Annotated in this window: 30 protein-coding genes; all 30 read left to right on the top strand. The window is 59.7% G+C overall.

Annotated elements, in window-relative coordinates; genetic code table 11:
- Positions 1-96: 96 nt before the first annotated feature.
- The 30 genes from fusA (at position 97) to rpoA (ending at position 17,711) form a co-directional block, all read left to right on the top strand.
- Complete coding sequence (gene fusA / locus LDZ26_RS11975) at positions 97-2,199, top strand: elongation factor G (protein WP_206467146.1); 2,103 nt, start codon at positions 97-99, stop codon at positions 2,197-2,199.
- 67 nt (positions 2,200-2,266) lie between these two features.
- The gene (gene tuf, locus LDZ26_RS11970; protein WP_012402197.1) at positions 2,267-3,457 is read left to right on the top strand and encodes an elongation factor Tu; all 1,191 of its coding nucleotides are present in this window, start codon (positions 2,267-2,269) and stop codon (positions 3,455-3,457) included.
- Between the two features lie 138 nt (positions 3,458-3,595).
- Positions 3,596-3,907 carry a 30S ribosomal protein S10 gene (gene rpsJ / locus LDZ26_RS11965; RefSeq protein ID WP_244847392.1) on the top strand — a complete coding sequence of 104 codons (312 nt, stop codon included), beginning with the start codon at positions 3,596-3,598 and terminating at the stop codon, positions 3,905-3,907.
- Positions 3,908-4,092: 185 nt separating this feature from the next.
- A complete protein-coding gene (gene rplC, locus LDZ26_RS11960; protein ID WP_244847391.1) occupies positions 4,093-4,752 on the top strand; it encodes a 50S ribosomal protein L3 in 660 nt (219 codons plus the stop codon).
- On the top strand, positions 4,752-5,372 hold the full coding sequence (rplD, locus tag LDZ26_RS11955; protein ID WP_175946439.1) for a 50S ribosomal protein L4: 621 nt from the start codon (positions 4,752-4,754) through the stop codon (positions 5,370-5,372). The genes rplC and rplD overlap by 1 nt, the downstream gene beginning before the upstream one ends.
- Positions 5,369-5,683 (top strand): 50S ribosomal protein L23, encoded by a 315-nt coding sequence (gene rplW / locus LDZ26_RS11950; protein ID WP_035967599.1) that lies wholly within the window; start codon positions 5,369-5,371, stop codon positions 5,681-5,683. Before rplD ends, rplW begins: the two co-directional genes overlap by 4 nt.
- Positions 5,684-5,685: 2 nt before the next feature.
- The gene (rplB, locus tag LDZ26_RS11945; protein WP_175946441.1) at positions 5,686-6,513 is read left to right on the top strand and encodes a 50S ribosomal protein L2; all 828 of its coding nucleotides are present in this window, start codon (positions 5,686-5,688) and stop codon (positions 6,511-6,513) included.
- Positions 6,514-6,523: 10 nt separating this feature from the next.
- Complete coding sequence (rpsS, locus tag LDZ26_RS11940; protein ID WP_008343850.1) at positions 6,524-6,799, top strand: 30S ribosomal protein S19; 276 nt, start codon at positions 6,524-6,526, stop codon at positions 6,797-6,799.
- Between the two features lie 12 nt (positions 6,800-6,811).
- A complete protein-coding gene (rplV, locus tag LDZ26_RS11935) occupies positions 6,812-7,141 on the top strand; it encodes a 50S ribosomal protein L22 (RefSeq protein ID WP_007730533.1) in 330 nt (109 codons plus the stop codon).
- A gap of 11 nt (positions 7,142-7,152) precedes the next feature.
- Entirely contained in the window at positions 7,153-7,953 is an 801-nt protein-coding gene (rpsC, locus tag LDZ26_RS11930) for a 30S ribosomal protein S3 (RefSeq protein WP_244847390.1), read from the top strand.
- A 2-nt stretch (positions 7,954-7,955) separates the two neighbouring features.
- Positions 7,956-8,372, top strand: coding sequence for a 50S ribosomal protein L16 (rplP, locus tag LDZ26_RS11925; protein WP_035967605.1), 417 nt, complete (start codon positions 7,956-7,958; stop codon positions 8,370-8,372).
- Between the two features lie 10 nt (positions 8,373-8,382).
- The gene (rpmC, locus tag LDZ26_RS11920; RefSeq protein WP_007180130.1) at positions 8,383-8,577 is read left to right on the top strand and encodes a 50S ribosomal protein L29; all 195 of its coding nucleotides are present in this window, start codon (positions 8,383-8,385) and stop codon (positions 8,575-8,577) included.
- Positions 8,574-8,846, top strand: a complete 273-nt coding sequence (gene rpsQ / locus LDZ26_RS11915; RefSeq protein WP_035933074.1) for a 30S ribosomal protein S17 — start codon at positions 8,574-8,576, stop codon at positions 8,844-8,846. The genes rpmC and rpsQ overlap by 4 nt, the downstream gene beginning before the upstream one ends.
- Before the next feature lie 293 nt (positions 8,847-9,139).
- Complete coding sequence (gene rplN / locus LDZ26_RS11910) at positions 9,140-9,508, top strand: 50S ribosomal protein L14 (protein ID WP_006998478.1); 369 nt, start codon at positions 9,140-9,142, stop codon at positions 9,506-9,508.
- 9 nt (positions 9,509-9,517) lie between these two features.
- The gene (rplX, locus tag LDZ26_RS11905) at positions 9,518-9,826 is read left to right on the top strand and encodes a 50S ribosomal protein L24 (RefSeq protein WP_175946446.1); all 309 of its coding nucleotides are present in this window, start codon (positions 9,518-9,520) and stop codon (positions 9,824-9,826) included.
- 14 nt (positions 9,827-9,840) lie between these two features.
- Positions 9,841-10,380 (top strand): 50S ribosomal protein L5, encoded by a 540-nt coding sequence (gene rplE, locus LDZ26_RS11900; RefSeq protein ID WP_159837176.1) that lies wholly within the window; start codon positions 9,841-9,843, stop codon positions 10,378-10,380.
- Positions 10,381-10,387: 7 nt separating this feature from the next.
- Positions 10,388-10,693, top strand: a complete 306-nt coding sequence (rpsN, locus tag LDZ26_RS11895) for a 30S ribosomal protein S14 (RefSeq protein WP_175946448.1) — start codon at positions 10,388-10,390, stop codon at positions 10,691-10,693.
- Between the two features lie 14 nt (positions 10,694-10,707).
- Positions 10,708-11,103, top strand: a complete 396-nt coding sequence (gene rpsH, locus LDZ26_RS11890; protein ID WP_035967610.1) for a 30S ribosomal protein S8 — start codon at positions 10,708-10,710, stop codon at positions 11,101-11,103.
- 19 nt (positions 11,104-11,122) lie between these two features.
- Entirely contained in the window at positions 11,123-11,656 is a 534-nt protein-coding gene (gene rplF, locus LDZ26_RS11885) for a 50S ribosomal protein L6 (RefSeq protein WP_175946450.1), read from the top strand.
- Between the two features lie 12 nt (positions 11,657-11,668).
- Positions 11,669-12,034, top strand: a complete 366-nt coding sequence (gene rplR, locus LDZ26_RS11880; RefSeq protein WP_035967614.1) for a 50S ribosomal protein L18 — start codon at positions 11,669-11,671, stop codon at positions 12,032-12,034.
- Positions 12,035-12,048: 14 nt separating this feature from the next.
- Entirely contained in the window at positions 12,049-12,567 is a 519-nt protein-coding gene (gene rpsE, locus LDZ26_RS11875) for a 30S ribosomal protein S5 (protein ID WP_061170928.1), read from the top strand.
- 10 nt (positions 12,568-12,577) lie between these two features.
- The gene (rpmD, locus tag LDZ26_RS11870; RefSeq protein WP_006400644.1) at positions 12,578-12,760 is read left to right on the top strand and encodes a 50S ribosomal protein L30; all 183 of its coding nucleotides are present in this window, start codon (positions 12,578-12,580) and stop codon (positions 12,758-12,760) included.
- A 30-nt stretch (positions 12,761-12,790) separates the two neighbouring features.
- Positions 12,791-13,225 (top strand): 50S ribosomal protein L15, encoded by a 435-nt coding sequence (gene rplO, locus LDZ26_RS11865; protein ID WP_175946452.1) that lies wholly within the window; start codon positions 12,791-12,793, stop codon positions 13,223-13,225.
- Between the two features lie 41 nt (positions 13,226-13,266).
- Positions 13,267-14,613: a preprotein translocase subunit SecY gene (secY, locus tag LDZ26_RS11860; RefSeq protein ID WP_175946454.1), complete on the top strand. Its 1,347-nt coding sequence runs from the start codon at positions 13,267-13,269 to the stop codon at positions 14,611-14,613.
- A gap of 9 nt (positions 14,614-14,622) precedes the next feature.
- The gene (gene infA, locus LDZ26_RS11855) at positions 14,623-14,841 is read left to right on the top strand and encodes a translation initiation factor IF-1 (protein ID WP_004521905.1); all 219 of its coding nucleotides are present in this window, start codon (positions 14,623-14,625) and stop codon (positions 14,839-14,841) included.
- A 20-nt stretch (positions 14,842-14,861) separates the two neighbouring features.
- The gene (rpmJ, locus tag LDZ26_RS11850) at positions 14,862-14,978 is read left to right on the top strand and encodes a 50S ribosomal protein L36 (protein WP_004199844.1); all 117 of its coding nucleotides are present in this window, start codon (positions 14,862-14,864) and stop codon (positions 14,976-14,978) included.
- A gap of 41 nt (positions 14,979-15,019) precedes the next feature.
- Complete coding sequence (gene rpsM, locus LDZ26_RS11845; protein ID WP_175946456.1) at positions 15,020-15,385, top strand: 30S ribosomal protein S13; 366 nt, start codon at positions 15,020-15,022, stop codon at positions 15,383-15,385.
- 28 nt (positions 15,386-15,413) lie between these two features.
- The gene (gene rpsK / locus LDZ26_RS11840) at positions 15,414-15,818 is read left to right on the top strand and encodes a 30S ribosomal protein S11 (RefSeq protein WP_006052224.1); all 405 of its coding nucleotides are present in this window, start codon (positions 15,414-15,416) and stop codon (positions 15,816-15,818) included.
- 145 nt (positions 15,819-15,963) lie between these two features.
- Positions 15,964-16,587 (top strand): 30S ribosomal protein S4, encoded by a 624-nt coding sequence (gene rpsD, locus LDZ26_RS11835; RefSeq protein WP_159837171.1) that lies wholly within the window; start codon positions 15,964-15,966, stop codon positions 16,585-16,587.
- Between the two features lie 146 nt (positions 16,588-16,733).
- Positions 16,734-17,711 carry a DNA-directed RNA polymerase subunit alpha gene (gene rpoA, locus LDZ26_RS11830; RefSeq protein WP_159837170.1) on the top strand — a complete coding sequence of 326 codons (978 nt, stop codon included), beginning with the start codon at positions 16,734-16,736 and terminating at the stop codon, positions 17,709-17,711.
- Positions 17,712-17,867: the final 156 nt, after the last annotated feature.

Genomic DNA, 17,867 nt, shown 5'->3' with positions numbered 1-17,867 from the left:
AGGGCGGGTGCGCTAGTTTGGCGCCTCGCCCGTTTGTGTTAGGGCGCTGCTGGCTCATTGATTGAGTCGGCGCGTCGACCGAATAAAGGATCCAAAGTGGCTCGCAAGACACCTATCGAGCGCTACCGCAACATCGGTATTAGCGCTCACATCGACGCCGGCAAAACGACGACGACCGAGCGCATCTTGTTTTACACGGGCGTGAACCACAAGATCGGTGAAGTTCACGACGGCGCAGCAACGATGGACTGGATGGAGCAGGAACAGGAACGCGGCATCACCATCACGTCGGCTGCTACCACGGCCTTCTGGAAGGGCATGGGCGGCAACTATCCCGAGCACCGCATCAACATCATCGACACGCCGGGACACGTCGACTTCACCATTGAAGTGGAACGCTCGATGCGCGTTCTGGACGGCGCGTGCATGGTCTACTGCGCAGTGGGCGGCGTGCAGCCGCAGTCGGAAACGGTGTGGCGTCAGGCGAACAAGTACAAGGTTCCCCGTCTCGCGTTCGTCAACAAGATGGACCGTACCGGCGCAAACTTCTTCAAGGTCTACGACCAGCTGAAGACGCGTCTGAAGGCGAATCCGGTTCCCGTCGTCGTGCCGATCGGCTCGGAGGAAAACTTCAAGGGCGTCGTCGATCTGCTGAAGATGAAGGCGATCATTTGGGACGAAGCGTCGCAAGGCACGAAGTTCGACTACGTCGACATTCCGGCTGAACTCGTCGACACGTGCAACGAGTGGCGCGAGAAGATGATCGAGTCGGCTGCGGAAGCCAGCGAAGAGCTGATGGAAAAGTACCTCGGCGGCGAAGAGCTGTCGGAAGCGGAAGTCGTGAAGGCGATCCGCGACCGGACCATCGCGTGCGAAATCCAGCCGATGCTGTGCGGCACCGCGTTCAAGAACAAGGGCGTGCAGCGCATGCTCGACGCCGTGATCGACTTCCTGCCCTCGCCGGTCGACATTCCGCCGGTCACGGGTGAACTCGAAAGCGGCGAAAAGGCCGAGCGCCGTGCTGCCGACGACGAGAAGTTCTCTGCACTCGCGTTCAAGATCATGACGGACCCGTTCGTCGGTCAGCTGATCTTCTTCCGCGTGTACTCGGGCGTCGTGAATTCGGGTGACACCGTGCTGAACGCGACCAAGGACAAGAAGGAACGTCTGGGCCGTATTCTGCAGATGCACGCGAACCAGCGCGAAGAAATCAAGGAAGTGCGCGCGGGCGATATCGCCGCGGCCGTCGGCCTGAAGGAAGCGACCACGGGCGACACGCTGTGCGATCCGCAGAACCCGATCGTGCTCGAACGCATGATTTTCCCGGAGCCGGTGATTTCGCAGGCTGTCGAGCCGAAGACCAAGGCTGACCAGGAAAAGATGGGCCTCGCGCTGAACCGTCTGGCGCAGGAAGATCCGTCGTTCCGCGTGCAAACGGACGAAGAATCGGGCCAGACCATCATTTCGGGCATGGGCGAGCTCCACCTCGAAATTCTGGTCGACCGCATGAAGCGCGAATTCGGCGTGGAAGCGACCGTCGGCAAGCCGCAGGTTGCCTACCGCGAAACCATTCGCACGACGGCGGCTGATGTCGACGGCAAGTTCGTCAAGCAGTCGGGTGGTCGCGGCCAGTACGGTCACGCGGTCATCACGCTGGAGCCGAACGAGCAGGGCAAGGGCTACGAGTTCCTGGACGAAATCAAGGGCGGCGTGATTCCGCGCGAATACATCCCGGCCGTGGACAAGGGTATCCAGGAAACGCTGAAGTCGGGCGTGCTGGCTGGCTTCCCGGTTGTGGACGTGAAGGTGCACCTGACGTTCGGTTCGTACCACGACGTGGACTCGAACGAAAACGCGTTCCGCATGGCCGGCTCGATGGCCTTCAAGGAAGCAATGCGCAAGGCAAGCCCGGTCATCCTCGAACCGATGATGGCCGTGGAAGTCGAAACGCCGGAAGACTACATGGGCAACGTGATGGGCGATCTGTCCGGCCGTCGCGGTATCGTCCAGGGCATGGAAGACATGGTTGGCGGCGGCAAGATCGTTCGCGCCGAAGTGCCGCTGTCGGAAATGTTCGGCTACTCGACGTCCCTGCGCTCGCTGACGCAAGGCCGTGCAACGTACACGATGGAATTCAAGCACTACGCTGAAGCTCCGCGTAACGTCGCCGACGCGATCATCAACGCCAAGGGTAAGTAATACCCGCAAGTCATTCGGCGCAAGCCACAAGCTTTAACCGATAACCAAACTTTGAAAGAAGGTAATCATGGCAAAAGGTAAATTCGAGCGGACCAAGCCGCACGTGAACGTGGGCACGATCGGTCACGTTGACCACGGCAAGACCACGCTGACGGCAGCGATCACGACGGTGCTGACCGCCAAGTTCGGCGGCGAAGCCAAGGCGTACGACCAGATCGACGCGGCGCCGGAAGAAAAGGCACGCGGCATCACCATCAACACCGCGCACGTCGAGTACGAAACGGCTAACCGCCACTACGCACACGTCGATTGCCCGGGCCACGCCGACTACGTGAAGAACATGATCACGGGCGCCGCGCAGATGGACGGCGCAATCCTGGTGTGCTCGGCCGCTGACGGCCCGATGCCGCAAACGCGTGAGCACATCCTGCTGGCCCGTCAGGTCGGCGTGCCGTACATCATCGTGTTCCTGAACAAGTGCGACATGGTGGACGACGCCGAGCTGCTCGAGCTCGTCGAAATGGAAGTGCGCGAACTCCTGTCGAAGTACGACTTCCCGGGCGACGACACGCCGATCATCAAGGGTTCGGCCAAGCTCGCGCTGGAAGGCGACAAGGGCGAACTCGGCGAAGTGGCGATCATGAACCTGGCCGACGCGCTGGATACGTACATCCCGACGCCGGAGCGCGCAGTGGATGGCGCCTTCCTGATGCCGGTGGAAGACGTGTTCTCGATCTCGGGTCGCGGCACGGTGGTGACGGGTCGCGTCGAGCGCGGCGTCATCAAGGTTGGCGAGGAAATCGAAATCGTCGGTATCAAGCCGACGGTGAAGACCACTTGCACGGGCGTGGAAATGTTCCGCAAGCTGCTCGACCAAGGTCAAGCGGGCGACAACGTCGGTATCCTGCTGCGCGGCACGAAGCGCGAAGACGTCGAGCGCGGCCAGGTGCTGGCCAAGCCGGGTTCGATCACGCCGCACACGCACTTCACCGCTGAAGTGTACGTGCTGAGCAAGGACGAAGGCGGCCGTCACACGCCGTTCTTCAACAACTACCGTCCGCAGTTCTACTTCCGTACGACGGACGTGACGGGCTCGATCGAGCTGCCGAAGGACAAGGAAATGGTGATGCCGGGCGACAACGTGTCGATCACGGTCAAGCTGATCGCCCCGATCGCCATGGAAGAAGGTCTGCGCTTCGCGATCCGCGAAGGCGGCCGTACCGTCGGCGCAGGTGTCGTTGCCAAGATTATCGAGTAAAATCTCGGTCTTCTTTGAAGTCGCTGTACTGAAGTAACGTGACCGGAACCGGGTTTTCGCCCTCAAGCGAATGCCCGGTTCCTCGCTCTTTTGCCAATCGGCGGCGCAATACCGCCTCGCTCTTTTTGAGGAATCGTCATGCAGAACCAGAAAATCCGCATTCGTCTGAAGGCTTTCGACTATCGCCTGATCGACCAGTCGGCAGCCGAGATCGTCGATACGGCGAAGCGGACTGGCGCGATCGTCCGTGGCCCGGTGCCGCTGCCGACGCGTATTCAGCGTTTTGACATCCTGCGTTCGCCGCACGGCAACAAGACGTCGCGCGACCAGCTCGAAATCCGTACGCACCAGCGTCTGATGGACATCGTCGACCCGACGGACAAGACCGTCGACGCGCTCATGAAGCTCGACCTGCCGGCCGGTGTGGACGTCGAAATCAAGCTGCAGTAAGCCTACAAAGCTCCGCCGGCGTCCCGGACGGAGCTAAGTCTTTGATTGCTTGCAGAAAACGAAAAGCCTTGTTATACTCCAAGGCTTTTCGCGCATTTGCGCAAAAAAGTGCGCCTTGTTTCTCATAGCAGGGCGGACATTTTGAAATCAGCCCCGACCAATCGCAGTCGGGAATGGAGAAAACGATGAGCCTTGGACTCGTAGGTCGCAAGGTTGGCATGACCCGTATCTTCACGCCTGAAGGGGACTCGATCCCCGTCACCGTGCTGGACGTGTCGGACAACCGTGTGACGCAGATCAAGACCGTTGAAACGGATGGTTATACCGCCGTTCAGGTTGCATTCGGTACTCGCCGCGCTTCGCGCGTGACGAAGCCGTTGGCGGGTCACCTCGCCAAAGCCGGCGTTCAAGCCGGTGAAATCCTCCGCGAATTCCATGTCGATACCGCCAAGGCAGGTGAACTGTCGAACGGCGCCGTCATCGGTACGGACATTTTCGAAGTCGGCCAGAAGGTTGACGTGCAAGGCACGTCGATCGGTAAGGGCTACGCCGGTACCATCAAGCGCTACAACTTCGCTTCGGGCCGCGCATCGCACGGTAACTCGCGTTCGCACAACGTTCCGGGTTCGATCGGTATGGCGCAGGACCCGGGTCGTGTGTTCCCCGGCAAGCGCATGACGGGTCACCTCGGTGACGTGACCGTCACGGTCCAGAATCTCGAAATCGCCCGCATCGACGCTGAGCGCAATCTGCTGCTCGTCCGCGGTGCTGTTCCGGGTGCGAAGGGCGGCAAGGTCTTCGTGACCCCGGCCGTCAAGACCCGTGCTGCGAAAGGAGCGAAATAATGGAACTTAAGCTCCTGAATGCCAATGGTCAGGAAGGCGCTGGCGTGACCGCATCGGACGTCGTGTTCGGTCGCGATTACAACGAAGCCCTGATTCACCAAGTCGTCGTCGCTTATCAGGCGAACGCACGTAGCGGCAACCGCGCTCAGAAGGATCGTGAGCAGGTCAAGCACACCACGAAGAAGCCGTGGCGCCAGAAGGGTACGGGCCGCGCTCGTGCCGGTATGTCGTCGAGCCCGTTGTGGCGTGGCGGTGGTCGCATTTTCCCGAACTCGCCGGAAGAAAACTTCTCGCACAAGGTCAACAAGAAGATGCATCGCGCAGGCCTCTGCTCGATCTTCTCGCAGTTGGCTCGCGAAGGCCGCATCTCGGTGGTCGAGGATCTCGCGCTCGAAGCGCCGAAGACCAAGCTGTTGGCTGATAAATTCAAGGCGATGGGTCTCGATTCCGTGTTGGTCATCACCGATACGGTCGACGAAAACCTGTACCTCGCGTCGCGCAACCTGGCCCACGTGGCGGTTGTCGAGCCGCGTTACGCCGACCCGCTCTCGCTGATCTACTTCAAGAAAGTGCTGATCACGAAGGCTGCGGTCGCTCAGATCGAGGAGTTGCTGTCATGAGCGAAGTTCGCAAAAACGATCATCGTTTGATGCAAGTTCTGCTCGCGCCGGTGATCTCCGAAAAGGCGACGCTGGTTGCCGACAAGAACGAACAAGTCGTGTTCGAAGTCGCGCCGGACGCCACGAAGCAGGAAGTGAAGGCTGCTGTCGAGCTGCTGTTCAAGGTCGAAGTCAATTCCGTCAACGTGCTCGTCACGAAGGGCAAAGCCAAGCGCTTTGGCCGCTTCAACGGCAAGCGCAAGGACGTGAAGAAGGCGTACGTCTGCCTGAAGCCCGGCCAGGAAATCAACTTTGAAGCGGAGGCCAAGTAATCATGGCAATCGTGAAAGTTAAGCCGACCTCGCCGGGTCGCCGCGCGATGGTCAAGATCGTCAACAAGGATCTGCATAAGGGCAAGCCGCACGCAGCGCTGCTCGACTCGCAATCCAAGTCGGCGGGCCGTAACAACAACGGTCGCATCACCACGCGTCACCAAGGTGGCGGTCACAAGCAGCACTACCGTATCGTCGATTTCCGTCGCAACAAGGACGGCATCCCGGCAAAGGTCGAGCGTCTCGAGTACGACCCGAACCGTAGCGCGAACATCGCGCTGGTTCTGTACGCAGACGGCGAGCGTCGCTACATCATCGCGCCGAAGGGCGTGGCGGTCGGCGCGCAGCTGATGTCCGGTTCGGAAGCGCCGATTCGCGCAGGCAACACCCTGCCGATCCGCAATATTCCGGTCGGTACGACGATCCACTGCATCGAAATGCTGCCGGGCAAGGGCGCGCAGATCGCGCGTTCGGCTGGTACGTCGGCCATGCTGCTGGCACGTGAAGGCATCTACGCGCAGGTTCGTCTGCGTTCGGGTGAAATCCGCCGCGTGCACGTCGAGTGCCGTGCAACCATCGGTGAAGTCGGCAACGAAGAGCACAGCCTCCGTCAAATCGGTAAGGCCGGTGCAAACCGCTGGCGCGGTATCCGTCCGACGGTGCGTGGTGTTGCGATGAACCCGATCGATCACCCGCACGGTGGTGGTGAAGGCCGCACGGCTGCAGGTCGCGACCCGGTGAGCCCGTGGGGCACGCCGACGAAGGGCTATCGCACCCGCAGCAATAAGCGCACGACGACGATGATCGTCCAGCGCCGTCACAAGCGTTAAGGAGTAGGCAATGACACGTTCTGCTAAAAAAGGTCCGTTCTGCGACGCTCATTTGCTGAAGAAAGTTGAGGCGGCTGCGTCCACGCGTGACAAGAAGCCGATCAAGACCTGGTCGCGTCGTTCGACGATTCTGCCGGACTTCATCGGTCTGACGATCGCCGTCCACAACGGCCGTCAGCACGTTCCGGTGTACGTCACGGAAAACATGGTCGGCCATAAGCTTGGCGAGTTCGCACTGACCCGTACGTTCAAGGGTCACGCGGCCGACAAGAAGGCCAAGAAATAAGGGGCTATCAAGATGGAAGTGAAAGCAATTCATCGCGGTGCCCGCATCTCGGCGCAGAAAACGCGCCTTGTGGCTGACCAGATTCGTGGTTTGCCGGTCGACAAGGCGCTGAACGTCCTGACGTTCTCGCCGAAGAAGGCGGCGGGTATCGTCAAGAAGGTCGTGCTGTCTGCGATCGCGAATGCGGAACACAACGAAGGCGCCGATATCGACGAGCTCAAGATCACGAGCATCTACGTCGACAAGGCCGCTTCGCTGAAGCGTTTCACCGCACGCGCAAAGGGTCGCGGTAACCGCATCGAGAAGCAATCCTGTCACATCACTGTGACGGTCGGGAATTAAGGAGCCATACGATGGGACAGAAAATTCATCCGACTGGCTTCCGTTTGGCCGTCAGCCGCAATTGGGCTTCGCGCTGGTACGCGAACAACAATAATTTCGCGGCGATGTTGCAGGAAGACATCGGTGTTCGCGAATACTTGAAGAAGAAGCTGAAGAACGCGTCCGTCGGCCGCGTGGTGATCGAGCGTCCTGCAAAGAACGCACGCATCACGATTTTCAGCTCGCGTCCGGGTGTCGTTATCGGCAAGAAGGGCGAAGACATCGAACTGCTGAAGTCCGAGCTGCAAAAGCGCATGGGCGTTCCGGTTCACGTCAACATCGAAGAAATTCGCAAGCCGGAAACCGACGCTCAACTGATCGCCGATTCCATCACGCAGCAGCTCGAGCGCCGGATCATGTTCCGCCGCGCGATGAAGCGCGCGATGCAAAACGCGATGCGTCTTGGCGCCCAGGGCATCAAGATCATGAGCGCGGGCCGTCTGAACGGTATCGAAATCGCTCGTACGGAGTGGTATCGCGAAGGTCGCGTGCCGCTCCACACGTTGCGCGCCGATATCGATTACGCGACGTCCGAAGCGAAGACCACGTACGGCATCATCGGCGTGAAGGTGTGGGTCTACAAGGGCGACACCCTCGGCCGCAACGAAGCGCCGGTAGTGGAAGAAGTCGCGGAAGAGAAGCGTCCGCGTCGCAACGCACGTCCGGGTGGCGATCGCCGTCCGCGTCGTGACGGTGAAGGTGCGCCGGCTGGTGCACGCCGCGGCGGCCCCCGTCGTGGCGGCGCCGGCGGTGACGCGAAGAGTGGAGAATAACGATGCTGCAACCGAAACGCAGAAAGTATCGCAAAGAGCAGAAGGGTCGTAACACCGGCAAGGCGACGCGCGGCAACGCGGTGTCGTTCGGTGAGTATGGCCTGAAGGCTATCGGTCGCGGCCGTTTGACCGCGCGTCAAATCGAAGCGGCGCGTCGTGCCATGACGCGTCACATCAAGCGTGGCGGCCGGATCTGGATCCGCATTTTCCCGGACAAGCCGATTTCGCAAAAGCCGGCAGAAGTGCGTATGGGTAACGGTAAGGGTAACCCGGAGTACTACGTCGCTGAAATTCAACCGGGCAAGATGCTGTACGAAATGGACGGTGTCTCCGAAGAACTGGCGCGCGAAGCGTTCCGTCTGGCTGCAGCAAAGCTGCCGCTGAAGACGAACTTCGTTATCCGCCAGCTCGGCGCCTAAGGAGTAAACGATGAAGGCATCTGAACTTCACCAGAAGGACCAGGCGGCGCTCAACAAAGAGCTGTCGGACCTGCTTAAGGCGCAATTCGGCCTGCGCATGCAACTCGCGACCCAGCAGCTCACGAACACGAGCCAGCTGAAGAAGGTTCGTCGCGACATCGCACGTGTGCGGACTGTCCTGACTGAAAAGGCGAACCAGAAATGAACGATAGCGTAAAAACCTCGCTCAAGCGGACGCTGGTCGGCAAGGTCGTCAGCAACAAGATGGACAAGACGGTTACCGTGCTGGTCGAGCACCGTGTGAAGCACCCGATCTACGGCAAGTACGTCGTGCGCTCGAAGAAGTACCACGCGCACGATGACGCGAACACGTACAACGAGGGCGACCTCGTCGAAATCCAGGAAACCCGTCCGATTTCGAAGACGAAGGCCTGGGTTGTGTCGAAGCTGCTCGAAGCGGCTCGCGTGATCTAAAGCTGAAGTATCGCGATGCAGTAAGTAGTGTCGCAGTAAGTTTCGCTTGCAAGACCGAGATTATTTGTTATAATCTCGGTCTTCCCTCTTTGTGGGAGCCCCGTCGCGGGCGAAATTGGTGGGGGAAGCCGGTTCGGGCGCCAGCCTGTATCGACAGATTCACCGGATTGCGATGGCGGGTTTCGTCTGCCCTCGCTGCCTGTTCTAACCCAAGCAGCCGATTGGCTGACGGGACCAAGACTGACCGGATGTGCCATGGTGGTGCGACCGGATTAAGTTGGGAAAGATAAACCATGATCCAGACCGAAACTCGGCTTGAAGTGGCCGACAACACGGGTGCGCGTGAAGTCATGTGCATCAAGGTGCTCGGCGGCTCGAAGCGTCGTTACGCTAGCATTGGCGACATCATCAAGGTGACCGTCAAGGAAGCGACGCCGCGCGGACGCGTGAAAAAGGGCGAAATCTACAACGCCGTGGTCGTTCGCACGGCCAAGGGCGTGCGTCGCCAGGATGGCTCGCTGATCAAGTTCGACGGCAATGCCGCTGTCCTCTTGAATACCAAGCTCGAGCCGATCGGCACGCGTATTTTCGGGCCGGTGACGCGTGAACTGCGTAGCGAACGATTCATGAAGATCGTTTCGCTCGCGCCGGAAGTGCTGTAAGGAGTCGCGATGAATAAGATTCGCAAGGGTGACGAAGTCATCGTCATCACCGGCAAGGACAAGGGCAAGCGCGGCACCGTGCTGGCCGTTGCGGAAGATCGTGTGACCGTCGAGGGTATCAACCTCGTCAAGAAGCACGTGAAGCCGAACCCGATGAAGGGTACGACGGGCGGTGTGGAAGCCAAGTCGATGCCGCTGCATATTTCGAACGTCGCACTCGTCGACGCGAACGGCAAGGCATCGCGTGTTGGCATCAAGGTCGAAGACGGCAAGAAGGTTCGCTTCTTGAAGTCGACCGGCGCCACGCTCAACGCCTGATGCGGAGTTAAAAAATGGCTCGTCTGCAAGAGATTTATAAAGAAACGGTTGTGCCGCAACTCGTCGAAAAGTTCGGCTACAAGTCCATCATGGAAGTGCCGCGCATTACCAAGATCACCCTGAACATGGGCCTTGGCGAAGCCGTCGCTGACAAGAAGATCATCGAAAACGCCGTGGGCGACCTGACGAAGATCGCTGGCCAAAAGCCGGTTATCACGAAGGCGCGCAAGGCAATCGCAGGCTTCAAGATTCGTCAGGGCTACCCGATCGGCGCGATGGTGACGCTGCGCGGTCAAGCGATGTACGAATTCCTGGACCGCTTCGTGACGGTTGCGCTGCCCCGCGTGCGCGACTTCCGCGGCGTGTCGGGCCGTGCATTCGACGGTCGTGGCAACTACAACATCGGTGTGAAAGAGCAGATCATTTTCCCCGAAATCGACTACGACAAGATCGACGCGCTGCGTGGGCTGAACATCAGCATCACGACCACCGCGAAGACTGACGACGAAGCAAAGGCGCTGCTCGCCGGCTTCAAGTTCCCGTTCAGAAACTGAGGTTACCGTGGCTAAACTGGCACTGATCGAACGTGAAAAGAAGCGCGCACGCCTGGCCGCGAAGTACGCTCCGAAGCGTGCTGAACTGAAGGCTGTGATCGAAGACTCGAGCAAGTCGGACGAAGAGCGTTACTTCGCTCGCCTCGCGCTGCAACAACTGCCGCGTAACTCGAACCCGACTCGCAAGCGTAACCGCTGCGCAATCACGGGTCGCCCGCGTGGCACGTTCCGCAAGTTCGGACTTGCGCGTAACAAGATCCGCGAAATCGCATTCCGCGGCGAAATCCCTGGCCTCACCAAGGCGAGCTGGTAATAGGAGAAACATAAATGAGCATGAGTGATCCTATCGCCGATATGCTGACTCGCATCCGCAATGCGCAGATGGTCGAGAAGGTTTCGGTGACTATGCCCTCGTCGAAAGTCAAGGTTGCGATTGCGCAGGTTTTGAAGGACGAAGGTTATATCGACGACTTCGCAGTGAAGGCTGAAGGTGCGAAGACGGAATTGAACATCGCGTTGAAGTACTACGCTGGCCGTCCGGTGATCGAGCGCCTCGAGCGCGTGTCGAAGCCCGGTCTGCGCGTGTACCGCGGTCGCAACGACATCCCGCAGGTCATGAACGGCCTGGGCGTTGCCATCGTGTCGACGCCGAAGGGTGTGATGACCGACCGCAAGGCGCGCCAGAACGGCGTCGGCGGCGAAGTCATCTGCTACGTCGCTTAACGCCGAAGGGAGAAGAAACATGTCTCGAGTAGGTAAAAGCCCGATCGCGCTGCCGCAAGGCGCGGAAGTGGCCGTCAAGGGCGACGTCATCACCGTCAAGGGGCCGCTCGGCACGATCTCGCAAGCGGGTAACCCGCTGGTGACCGTGGCGAACGACAACGGCACGCTGAACTTCGCGCCGGCCAACGAAAGCCGTGAAGCAAATGCGATGTCCGGCACGATGCGCGCCCTGGTGGCGAACATGGTGCACGGCGTCACCAAGGGTTTCGAGCGCAAGCTGACGCTGGTTGGCGTCGGTTATCGTGCGCAAGCGCAAGGCGACAAGCTGAACCTGTCGCTGGGTTTCTCGCACCCCGTGGTGCACCAGATGCCGGAAGGCATCAAGGCTGAAACCCCGTCGCAGACCGAAATCGTGATCAAGGGGATCGACAAGCAGAAAGTCGGACAAGTCGCGGCGGAAGTGCGCGGCTATCGTCCGCCGGAGCCCTACAAGGGCAAGGGCGTGCGCTATTCCGACGAGGTCGTGATCCTCAAAGAAACGAAGAAGAAGTAAGGGTGCGCAATCATGGATAAGACTCAATCTCGCCTGCGCCGCGCTCGTCAGACGCGTATCAAGATCGCTGAGCTGCAGGTCGCGCGTCTCGCCGTGCATCGCACGAATACGCACATCTACGCGCAAGTGTTCTCGGCGTGCGGCACCAAGGTGCTCGCCAGCGCTTCGACGCTCGAAGCCGAAGTGCGCGCAGAGCTGGCCGACAAGTCGGGCAAGGGCGGCAACATCAACGCTGCAACCCTGATCGGCAAGCGTATTGCCGAAAAGGCCAAGGCTGCCGGCATCGAATCCGTCGCCTTTGACCGCTCGGGTTTCCGCTACCACGGCCGCGTGAAGGCGCTGGCTGATGCGGCGCGCGAAGCCGGGCTCAAGTTCTAAGGGAAGAATTCGTCATGGCAAAGATGCAAGCGAAAGTTCAGGCTGACGAACGCGACGACGGCCTGCGCGAAAAGATGATTTCGGTCAACCGCGTGACCAAGGTCGTGAAGGGTGGCCGTATTCTCGGCTTCGCCGCACTGACCGTGGTTGGCGACGGCGATGGCCGCGTCGGCATGGGCAAGGGCAAGGCGAAGGAAGTTCCGGTTGCCGTGCAAAAGGCAATGGAACAAGCCCGCCGCAACATGTTCAAGGTGCCCCTGAAGAATGGCACGTTGCAACACGAAGTTCACGGCAAGCATGGCGCTTCGGCGGTCCTCCTCGCTCCGGCGAAGGACGGTACCGGCGTGATCGCCGGCGGTCCGATGCGCGCAGTGTTCGACGTGATGGGCGTGCAAAACGTTGTGGCCAAGAGCCACGGTTCGACGAACCCGTACAACCTCGTCCGTGCGACGCTGGATGGTCTGCGCAAGCAGTCGACTCCGGCCGACATCGCGGCGAAGCGTGGTAAGTCCGTCGAAGACATTCTGGGCTAAGGTGGGCACCATGTCTGAAAAAACTGTCAAGGTTCAGCTCGTCAAGAGCCTGATCGGGACCCGCGAATCGCACCGCGCAACGGTGCGTGGCCTCGGCCTGCGTCGCCTGAACTCGGTCTCCGAGCTGCAGGACACGCCGGCAGTGCGCGGGATGATCAACAAGGTCTCGTACCTCGTTAAGGTCATCGCCTAAGCGGCCGACCACGGATCCAAGGAGTTGAACATGGAATTGAATAACCTGAAGCCGGCGGAAGGCGCGAAGCATGCAAAGCGTCGCGTCGGTCGCGGGATCGGTTCGGGCCTCGGCAAGACCGCGGGCCGCGGCCACAAGGGTCAGAAATCGCGTTCGGGCGGCTTTCACAAGGTCGGCTTCGAAGGCGGTCAGATGCCTCTGCAGCGTCGTCTGCCGAAGCGCGGCTTCACCTCGCTGACGAAGGAATTCGTCGGTGAAGTGCGCCTCTCGGACCTCGAGAAGCTGCCGGTCGACGAAATCGATCTCTTGGCGCTGAAGCAAGCGGGTCTGGTCGGCGAGCTCATCAAGAGCGCGAAGATCATCAAGACCGGCGAGATCAGCCGCAAGGTCACGGTGAAGGGCCTGACGGCAACGAAGGGCGCCCGTGAGGCAATCGAAGCCGCTGGCGGCTCGTTCGCCGAGTAACGCGCTTTCGCCGTTACTAGCACTAGCATCGGAGAAGGTTCTTGGCTAACAGCCCGAGTCTCGCAAAACCCGGTCGAAGCGCGGCGAAATTCGGCGATCTGCGTCGGCGTGCAGTGTTCCTGCTGCTGGCGCTGATCGTCTACCGCATTGGTGCGCACATTCCGGTTCCCGGCATCGATCCGGATCAACTGGCCAAGCTGTTCCAGAGCCAGTCGGGCGGCATCCTTGGCATGTTCAACATGTTCTCGGGTGGCGCGCTGTCGCGATTCACGATCTTTGCGCTGGGCATCATGCCCTACATTTCGGCGTCGATCATCATGCAGTTGCTGTCGATCGTGTCGCCGCAGATGGAGGCGTTGAAGAAGGAAGGGCAGGCGGGGCAGCGGAAGATCACGCAGTACACGCGTATCTTCACCGTGGTGCTCGCGACCTTCCAGGCGTTCGGTATTGCGGTGGCGCTGGAGAATCAGCCCGCTTTGGTGCTGGACCCCGGCATGGTCTTCCGCCTGACGACGGTCGTCACGCTGGTGACGGGCACGATGTTCCTGATGTGGCTGGGTGAGCAGATCACGGAGCGCGGTCTCGGCAACGGTATCTCGATCATCATCTTCGGTGGTATCGCGGCGGGTTTCCCGAACGCGATCGGCGGTCTGTTCGAGCTGGTCCGCACCGGTTCGATGAGCATCATTTCGGCGATCATCATCGTCGTGCTGATTGCGGCGGTCACGTATCTGGTCGTGTTCATCGAACGCGGTCAGCGCAAGATCCTCGTGAACTACGCGAAGCGCCAGGTCGGTAACAAGATTTACGGCGGACAGTCGTCCCATCTGCCGCTGAAGCTCAACATGTCGGGTGTGATTCCGCCGATCTTCGCGTCGTCGATCATCCTCTTCCCGGCAACCATCCTGAACTGGTTCAGTTCGGGTACGCGCACCAACTGGTTCGCGAACACGCTGCACGGCGTGGCCGAGGCCCTTAAGCCCGGTCAACCGGTGTACGTGCTGCTGTATGCGTTGGCGATTGTTTTCTTCTGCTTCTTTTACACCGCACTGGTGTTCAACAGCCGGGAAACCGCCGACAACTTGAAGAAGAGCGGTGCATTCGTTCCGGGTATCCGTCCGGGCGATCAGACTGCACGGTATATCGACCGCATCCTCACGCGTTTGACGCTGGCCGGTGCGATCTACATTGTGTTCGTGTGCCTGTTGCCTGAGTTCTTGGTGTTGCGCTGGAACGTGCCGTTTTATTTTGGTGGAACGTCGCTGCTGATCATTGTCGTCGTCACGATGGACTTCATGGCTCAGGTGCAGTCGTACGTTATGTCGCAACAATATGAATCGCTGCTCAAGAAGGCAAACTTCAAGGGCGGCAATGTCCCGATGCGTTAATTAAGGACTATGGCCAAAGACGATGTAATCCAGATGCAGGGCGAGGTGATCGAAAACCTGCCCAACGCTACTTTCCGGGTGAAATTGGAAAATGGCCATGTCGTCCTGGGACACATTTCTGGAAAGATGCGGATGCACTACATCCGCATCCTGCCAGGCGACAAGGTTACGGTTGAATTGACGCCTTACGATCTGTCTCGTGCACGGATCGTGTTCCGGGCGAAGTGATTTGAAAAAAGGGTAATATCATGAAAGTGATGGCATCTGTTAAGCGCATTTGCCGCAATTGCAAGATCATCAAGCGCAAGGGCGTTGTGCGCGTGATTTGCAGCTCTGATCCGCGCCACAAACAGCGTCAAGGCTGAACGCCGCGCTTTTGCTTGCGCTTTTTGTTTGAGGAAAAACAATGGCTCGTATCGCAGGGGTTAACATCCCGAATCACCAGCATACCGAGATCGGCCTGACGGCAATCTTCGGCATCGGTCGCACGCGCGCTCGCGGCATTTGCACCGCAGCTGGTGTGGAATTTTCGAAGAAGGTCAAGGACCTCACTGACGCAGACCTCGAAAAGCTGCGTGACGAAGTGGGCAAGTTCATCGTCGAAGGCGACCTGCGCCGTGAAGTGACGATGAACATCAAGCGCCTGATGGACTTGGGTTGCTACCGCGGCATGCGTCACCGCAAGGGCCTGCCCCTGCGTGGCCAGCGCACCCGCACGAATGCCCGTACGCGCAAGGGTCCGCGTCGTGCAGCGCAATCGCTGAAGAAGTAAGCGGAACTGACAGTTACAGGAAAACGTAATGGCTAAGGCTTCGAACAACTCCGCGGCGCAACGCGTTCGCAAGAAGGTTAAGAAGAACGTCGCCGAGGGCGTGGTTCACGTTCACGCGTCGTTCAACAACACCATCATCACGATCACCGATCGTCAAGGTAACGCTCTCGCGTGGGCGACGTCGGGCGGTCAGGGTTTCAAGGGCTCGCGTAAGTCGACGCCGTTTGCAGCTCAGGTCGCAGCCGAATCGGCTGGCCGCGTGGCGATGGAATACGGCGTGAAGAACCTCGAAGTGCGGATCAAGGGCCCCGGTCCTGGCCGTGAATCGGCGGTGCGCGCGCTGCATGGTCTTGGCATCAAGATCACCGCGATCTCCGACGTGACGCCGGTCCCGCACAACGGTTGCCGTCCGCCGAAGCGCCGTCGCATCTAACGCGATGACGCAAACGCATGCTCCTGCTGATGCGAAAGTATCGGCGGGATTCGTGCGTCATGAATTGACTAAGCCCACCGTTCGGCCCAAAGGGTTCGGACTAGCGCGGACGGAAGTTCGCGTGATTAATTTTTAAGGATTCAACGTGGCACGCTATACCGGTCCCAAAGCCAAGCTGTCCCGCCGTGAAGGCACCGATCTGTTCCTGAAGAGCGCGCGTCGCTCGCTCGCCGACAAGTGCAAGCTCGACAGCAAGCCCGGCCAGCACGGCCGCACGTCGGGCGCCCGTACGTCCGACTACGGCACCCAGTTGCGCGAAAAGCAGAAAGTGAAGCGTATCTACGGCGTCCTCGAGCGTCAGTTCCGCCGTTACTTCGCTGAAGCCGACCGCCGCAAGGGCCCGACGGGCGAAAACCTGCTGCAACTGCTCGAATCGCGTCTCGACAACGTCGTGTATCGCATGGGCTTCGGCTCGACCCGCGCAGAAGCGCGTCAGCTCGTGAGCCATAAGTCGATCATGGTGAACGGCCAGGTCGCCAACATCCCGTCGCTGCAAGTGAAGGCAGGCGATGTCGTCTCCGTGCGTGAACAGTCGCGCAAGCAGGCGCGTATCGTCGAAGCGCTGTCGCTGGCAGAGCAGGGCGGCATGCCGAGCTGGGTGTCGGTCGATGCGAAGAAGTTCGAAGGTACGTTCAAGTCGATGCCGGAGCGTAGCGATATCGCTGGCGACATCAACGAAAGCCTGATCGTCGAATTGTATTCGCGTTAATCGCGCGGCCTTCGCGCAGTAACCGGATCTGCAGCCGGGGAGCCTGATTGCTCGTGGCAAAGGGGCATCCCCGGCTGTGTATTTTCAGGTTGTTACCGGTCAGCCTTATCGGTGTAACGAGCCGAGGGTATTGAAAAGGAAAACCTATGCAAACCAGTTTGTTGAAGCCCAAGATCATTGCAGTCGAATCGCTTGGCGAAAGCCACGCGAAAGTGGTTATGGAGCCGTTCGAACGCGGCTATGGCCACACCTTGGGTAACGCGCTTCGGCGCGTGCTGCTGTCGTCGATGGTGGGCTACGCGCCGACCGAAGTGACGATCGCAGGCGTCGTGCACGAATACTCGACGCTCGATGGTGTGCAAGAGGATGTGGTCAACCTGCTGTTGAACCTGAAGGGCGTCGTCTTCAAGCTGCATAACCGCGACGAAGTCACGGTTACGCTGCGCAAGGAAGGCGAAGGCGTGGTCACTGCCGGCGATATCGAACTCGCGCACGACTGCGAGGTCATCAATCCGGAACACGTGATCGCTCATCTTTCGAAGGGCGGCAAGCTCGACGTCCAGATCAAGATCGAGAAGGGCCGCGGCTACGTGCCGGGCAACGTGCGTCGCTACGGCGAAGATTCGGCGAAGATCATCGGCCGCATCGTGCTGGATGCATCGTTCTCGCCGGTGCGTCGCGTGAGCTACGCCGTGGAAAGCGCGCGTGTCGAACAGCGTACCGACCTCGACAAGCTCGTGATGAACATCGAAACCAACGGTGTCATTTCGCCGGAAGAAGCGATCCGTCAATCGGCGCGCATTCTGGTGGATCAGTTGTCGGTGTTCGCAGCGCTGGAAGGCACGGAAGCGGCAGCGGAAGCGCCGTCGCGTGCGCCGCAGATCGATCCGATCCTGCTGCGTCCGGTGGACGACCTCGAACTCACGGTTCGCTCGGCGAACTGCCTGAAGGCCGAGAACATCTACTACATCGGCGATCTGATCCAGCGCACGGAAAACGAGCTGCTGAAGACGCCGAACTTGGGCCGCAAGTCGCTGAACGAAATCAAGGAAGTGCTGGCTTCGCGTGGCCTGACGCTCGGTATGAAGCTCGAAAACTGGCCGCCGGCCGGGTTGGACAAGTAAGTCTGCAAGTCATCGCGGACGTCGCGCTGTAACTGGCAAAGACGCGGATTTTGCTTTAGAATCCGCGTCTTGCTTTTTTCTTCGACCGGCCCGTGCGCCATTTCCGTGAAAACGGAGCGCAATAGAAGAGCTGGATCAAAACTCGTTAAAGGAACT

Source organism: Caballeronia sp. SL2Y3 (assembly GCF_022879575.1).
Classification (GTDB): Bacteria; Pseudomonadota; Gammaproteobacteria; order Burkholderiales; family Burkholderiaceae; genus Caballeronia.
The sequence above is the reverse complement of the archived record's forward strand: the minus strand, read 5'-3'. Positions and strand labels throughout refer to the sequence as shown.

What these genes read in the sequence shown, in the direction of transcription:
- rpsC (WP_244847390.1), top strand. Translation starts at nt 7,153, where the DNA reads ATGGGACAGAAAATTCATCCGACTGGCTTCCGTTTGGCCGTCAGCCGC.
- rplO (WP_175946452.1), top strand. Translation starts at nt 12,791, where the DNA reads ATGGAATTGAATAACCTGAAGCCGGCGGAAGGCGCGAAGCATGCAAAG.
- rplD (WP_175946439.1), top strand. Translation starts at nt 4,752, where the DNA reads ATGGAACTTAAGCTCCTGAATGCCAATGGTCAGGAAGGCGCTGGCGTG.
- rplV (WP_007730533.1), top strand. Translation starts at nt 6,812, where the DNA reads ATGGAAGTGAAAGCAATTCATCGCGGTGCCCGCATCTCGGCGCAGAAA.
- rpsK (WP_006052224.1), top strand. Translation starts at nt 15,414, where the DNA reads ATGGCTAAGGCTTCGAACAACTCCGCGGCGCAACGCGTTCGCAAGAAG.
- rplW (WP_035967599.1), top strand. Translation starts at nt 5,369, where the DNA reads ATGAGCGAAGTTCGCAAAAACGATCATCGTTTGATGCAAGTTCTGCTC.
- rpsJ (WP_244847392.1), top strand. Translation starts at nt 3,596, where the DNA reads ATGCAGAACCAGAAAATCCGCATTCGTCTGAAGGCTTTCGACTATCGC.
- rpoA (WP_159837170.1), top strand. Translation starts at nt 16,734, where the DNA reads ATGCAAACCAGTTTGTTGAAGCCCAAGATCATTGCAGTCGAATCGCTT.
- rpsE (WP_061170928.1), top strand. Translation starts at nt 12,049, where the DNA reads ATGGCAAAGATGCAAGCGAAAGTTCAGGCTGACGAACGCGACGACGGC.
- rpmD (WP_006400644.1), top strand. Translation starts at nt 12,578, where the DNA reads ATGTCTGAAAAAACTGTCAAGGTTCAGCTCGTCAAGAGCCTGATCGGG.
- rpmC (WP_007180130.1), top strand. Translation starts at nt 8,383, where the DNA reads ATGAAGGCATCTGAACTTCACCAGAAGGACCAGGCGGCGCTCAACAAA.
- rplP (WP_035967605.1), top strand. Translation starts at nt 7,956, where the DNA reads ATGCTGCAACCGAAACGCAGAAAGTATCGCAAAGAGCAGAAGGGTCGT.
- rpsQ (WP_035933074.1), top strand. Translation starts at nt 8,574, where the DNA reads ATGAACGATAGCGTAAAAACCTCGCTCAAGCGGACGCTGGTCGGCAAG.
- rplC (WP_244847391.1), top strand. Translation starts at nt 4,093, where the DNA reads ATGAGCCTTGGACTCGTAGGTCGCAAGGTTGGCATGACCCGTATCTTC.
- rplX (WP_175946446.1), top strand. Translation starts at nt 9,518, where the DNA reads ATGAATAAGATTCGCAAGGGTGACGAAGTCATCGTCATCACCGGCAAG.
- infA (WP_004521905.1), top strand. Translation starts at nt 14,623, where the DNA reads ATGGCCAAAGACGATGTAATCCAGATGCAGGGCGAGGTGATCGAAAAC.
- rplN (WP_006998478.1), top strand. Translation starts at nt 9,140, where the DNA reads ATGATCCAGACCGAAACTCGGCTTGAAGTGGCCGACAACACGGGTGCG.
- rpsH (WP_035967610.1), top strand. Translation starts at nt 10,708, where the DNA reads ATGAGCATGAGTGATCCTATCGCCGATATGCTGACTCGCATCCGCAAT.
- tuf (WP_012402197.1), top strand. Translation starts at nt 2,267, where the DNA reads ATGGCAAAAGGTAAATTCGAGCGGACCAAGCCGCACGTGAACGTGGGC.
- rpsM (WP_175946456.1), top strand. Translation starts at nt 15,020, where the DNA reads ATGGCTCGTATCGCAGGGGTTAACATCCCGAATCACCAGCATACCGAG.
- rplE (WP_159837176.1), top strand. Translation starts at nt 9,841, where the DNA reads ATGGCTCGTCTGCAAGAGATTTATAAAGAAACGGTTGTGCCGCAACTC.
- rpsS (WP_008343850.1), top strand. Translation starts at nt 6,524, where the DNA reads ATGACACGTTCTGCTAAAAAAGGTCCGTTCTGCGACGCTCATTTGCTG.
- rplR (WP_035967614.1), top strand. Translation starts at nt 11,669, where the DNA reads ATGGATAAGACTCAATCTCGCCTGCGCCGCGCTCGTCAGACGCGTATC.
- rpmJ (WP_004199844.1), top strand. Translation starts at nt 14,862, where the DNA reads ATGAAAGTGATGGCATCTGTTAAGCGCATTTGCCGCAATTGCAAGATC.
- rplB (WP_175946441.1), top strand. Translation starts at nt 5,686, where the DNA reads ATGGCAATCGTGAAAGTTAAGCCGACCTCGCCGGGTCGCCGCGCGATG.
- rplF (WP_175946450.1), top strand. Translation starts at nt 11,123, where the DNA reads ATGTCTCGAGTAGGTAAAAGCCCGATCGCGCTGCCGCAAGGCGCGGAA.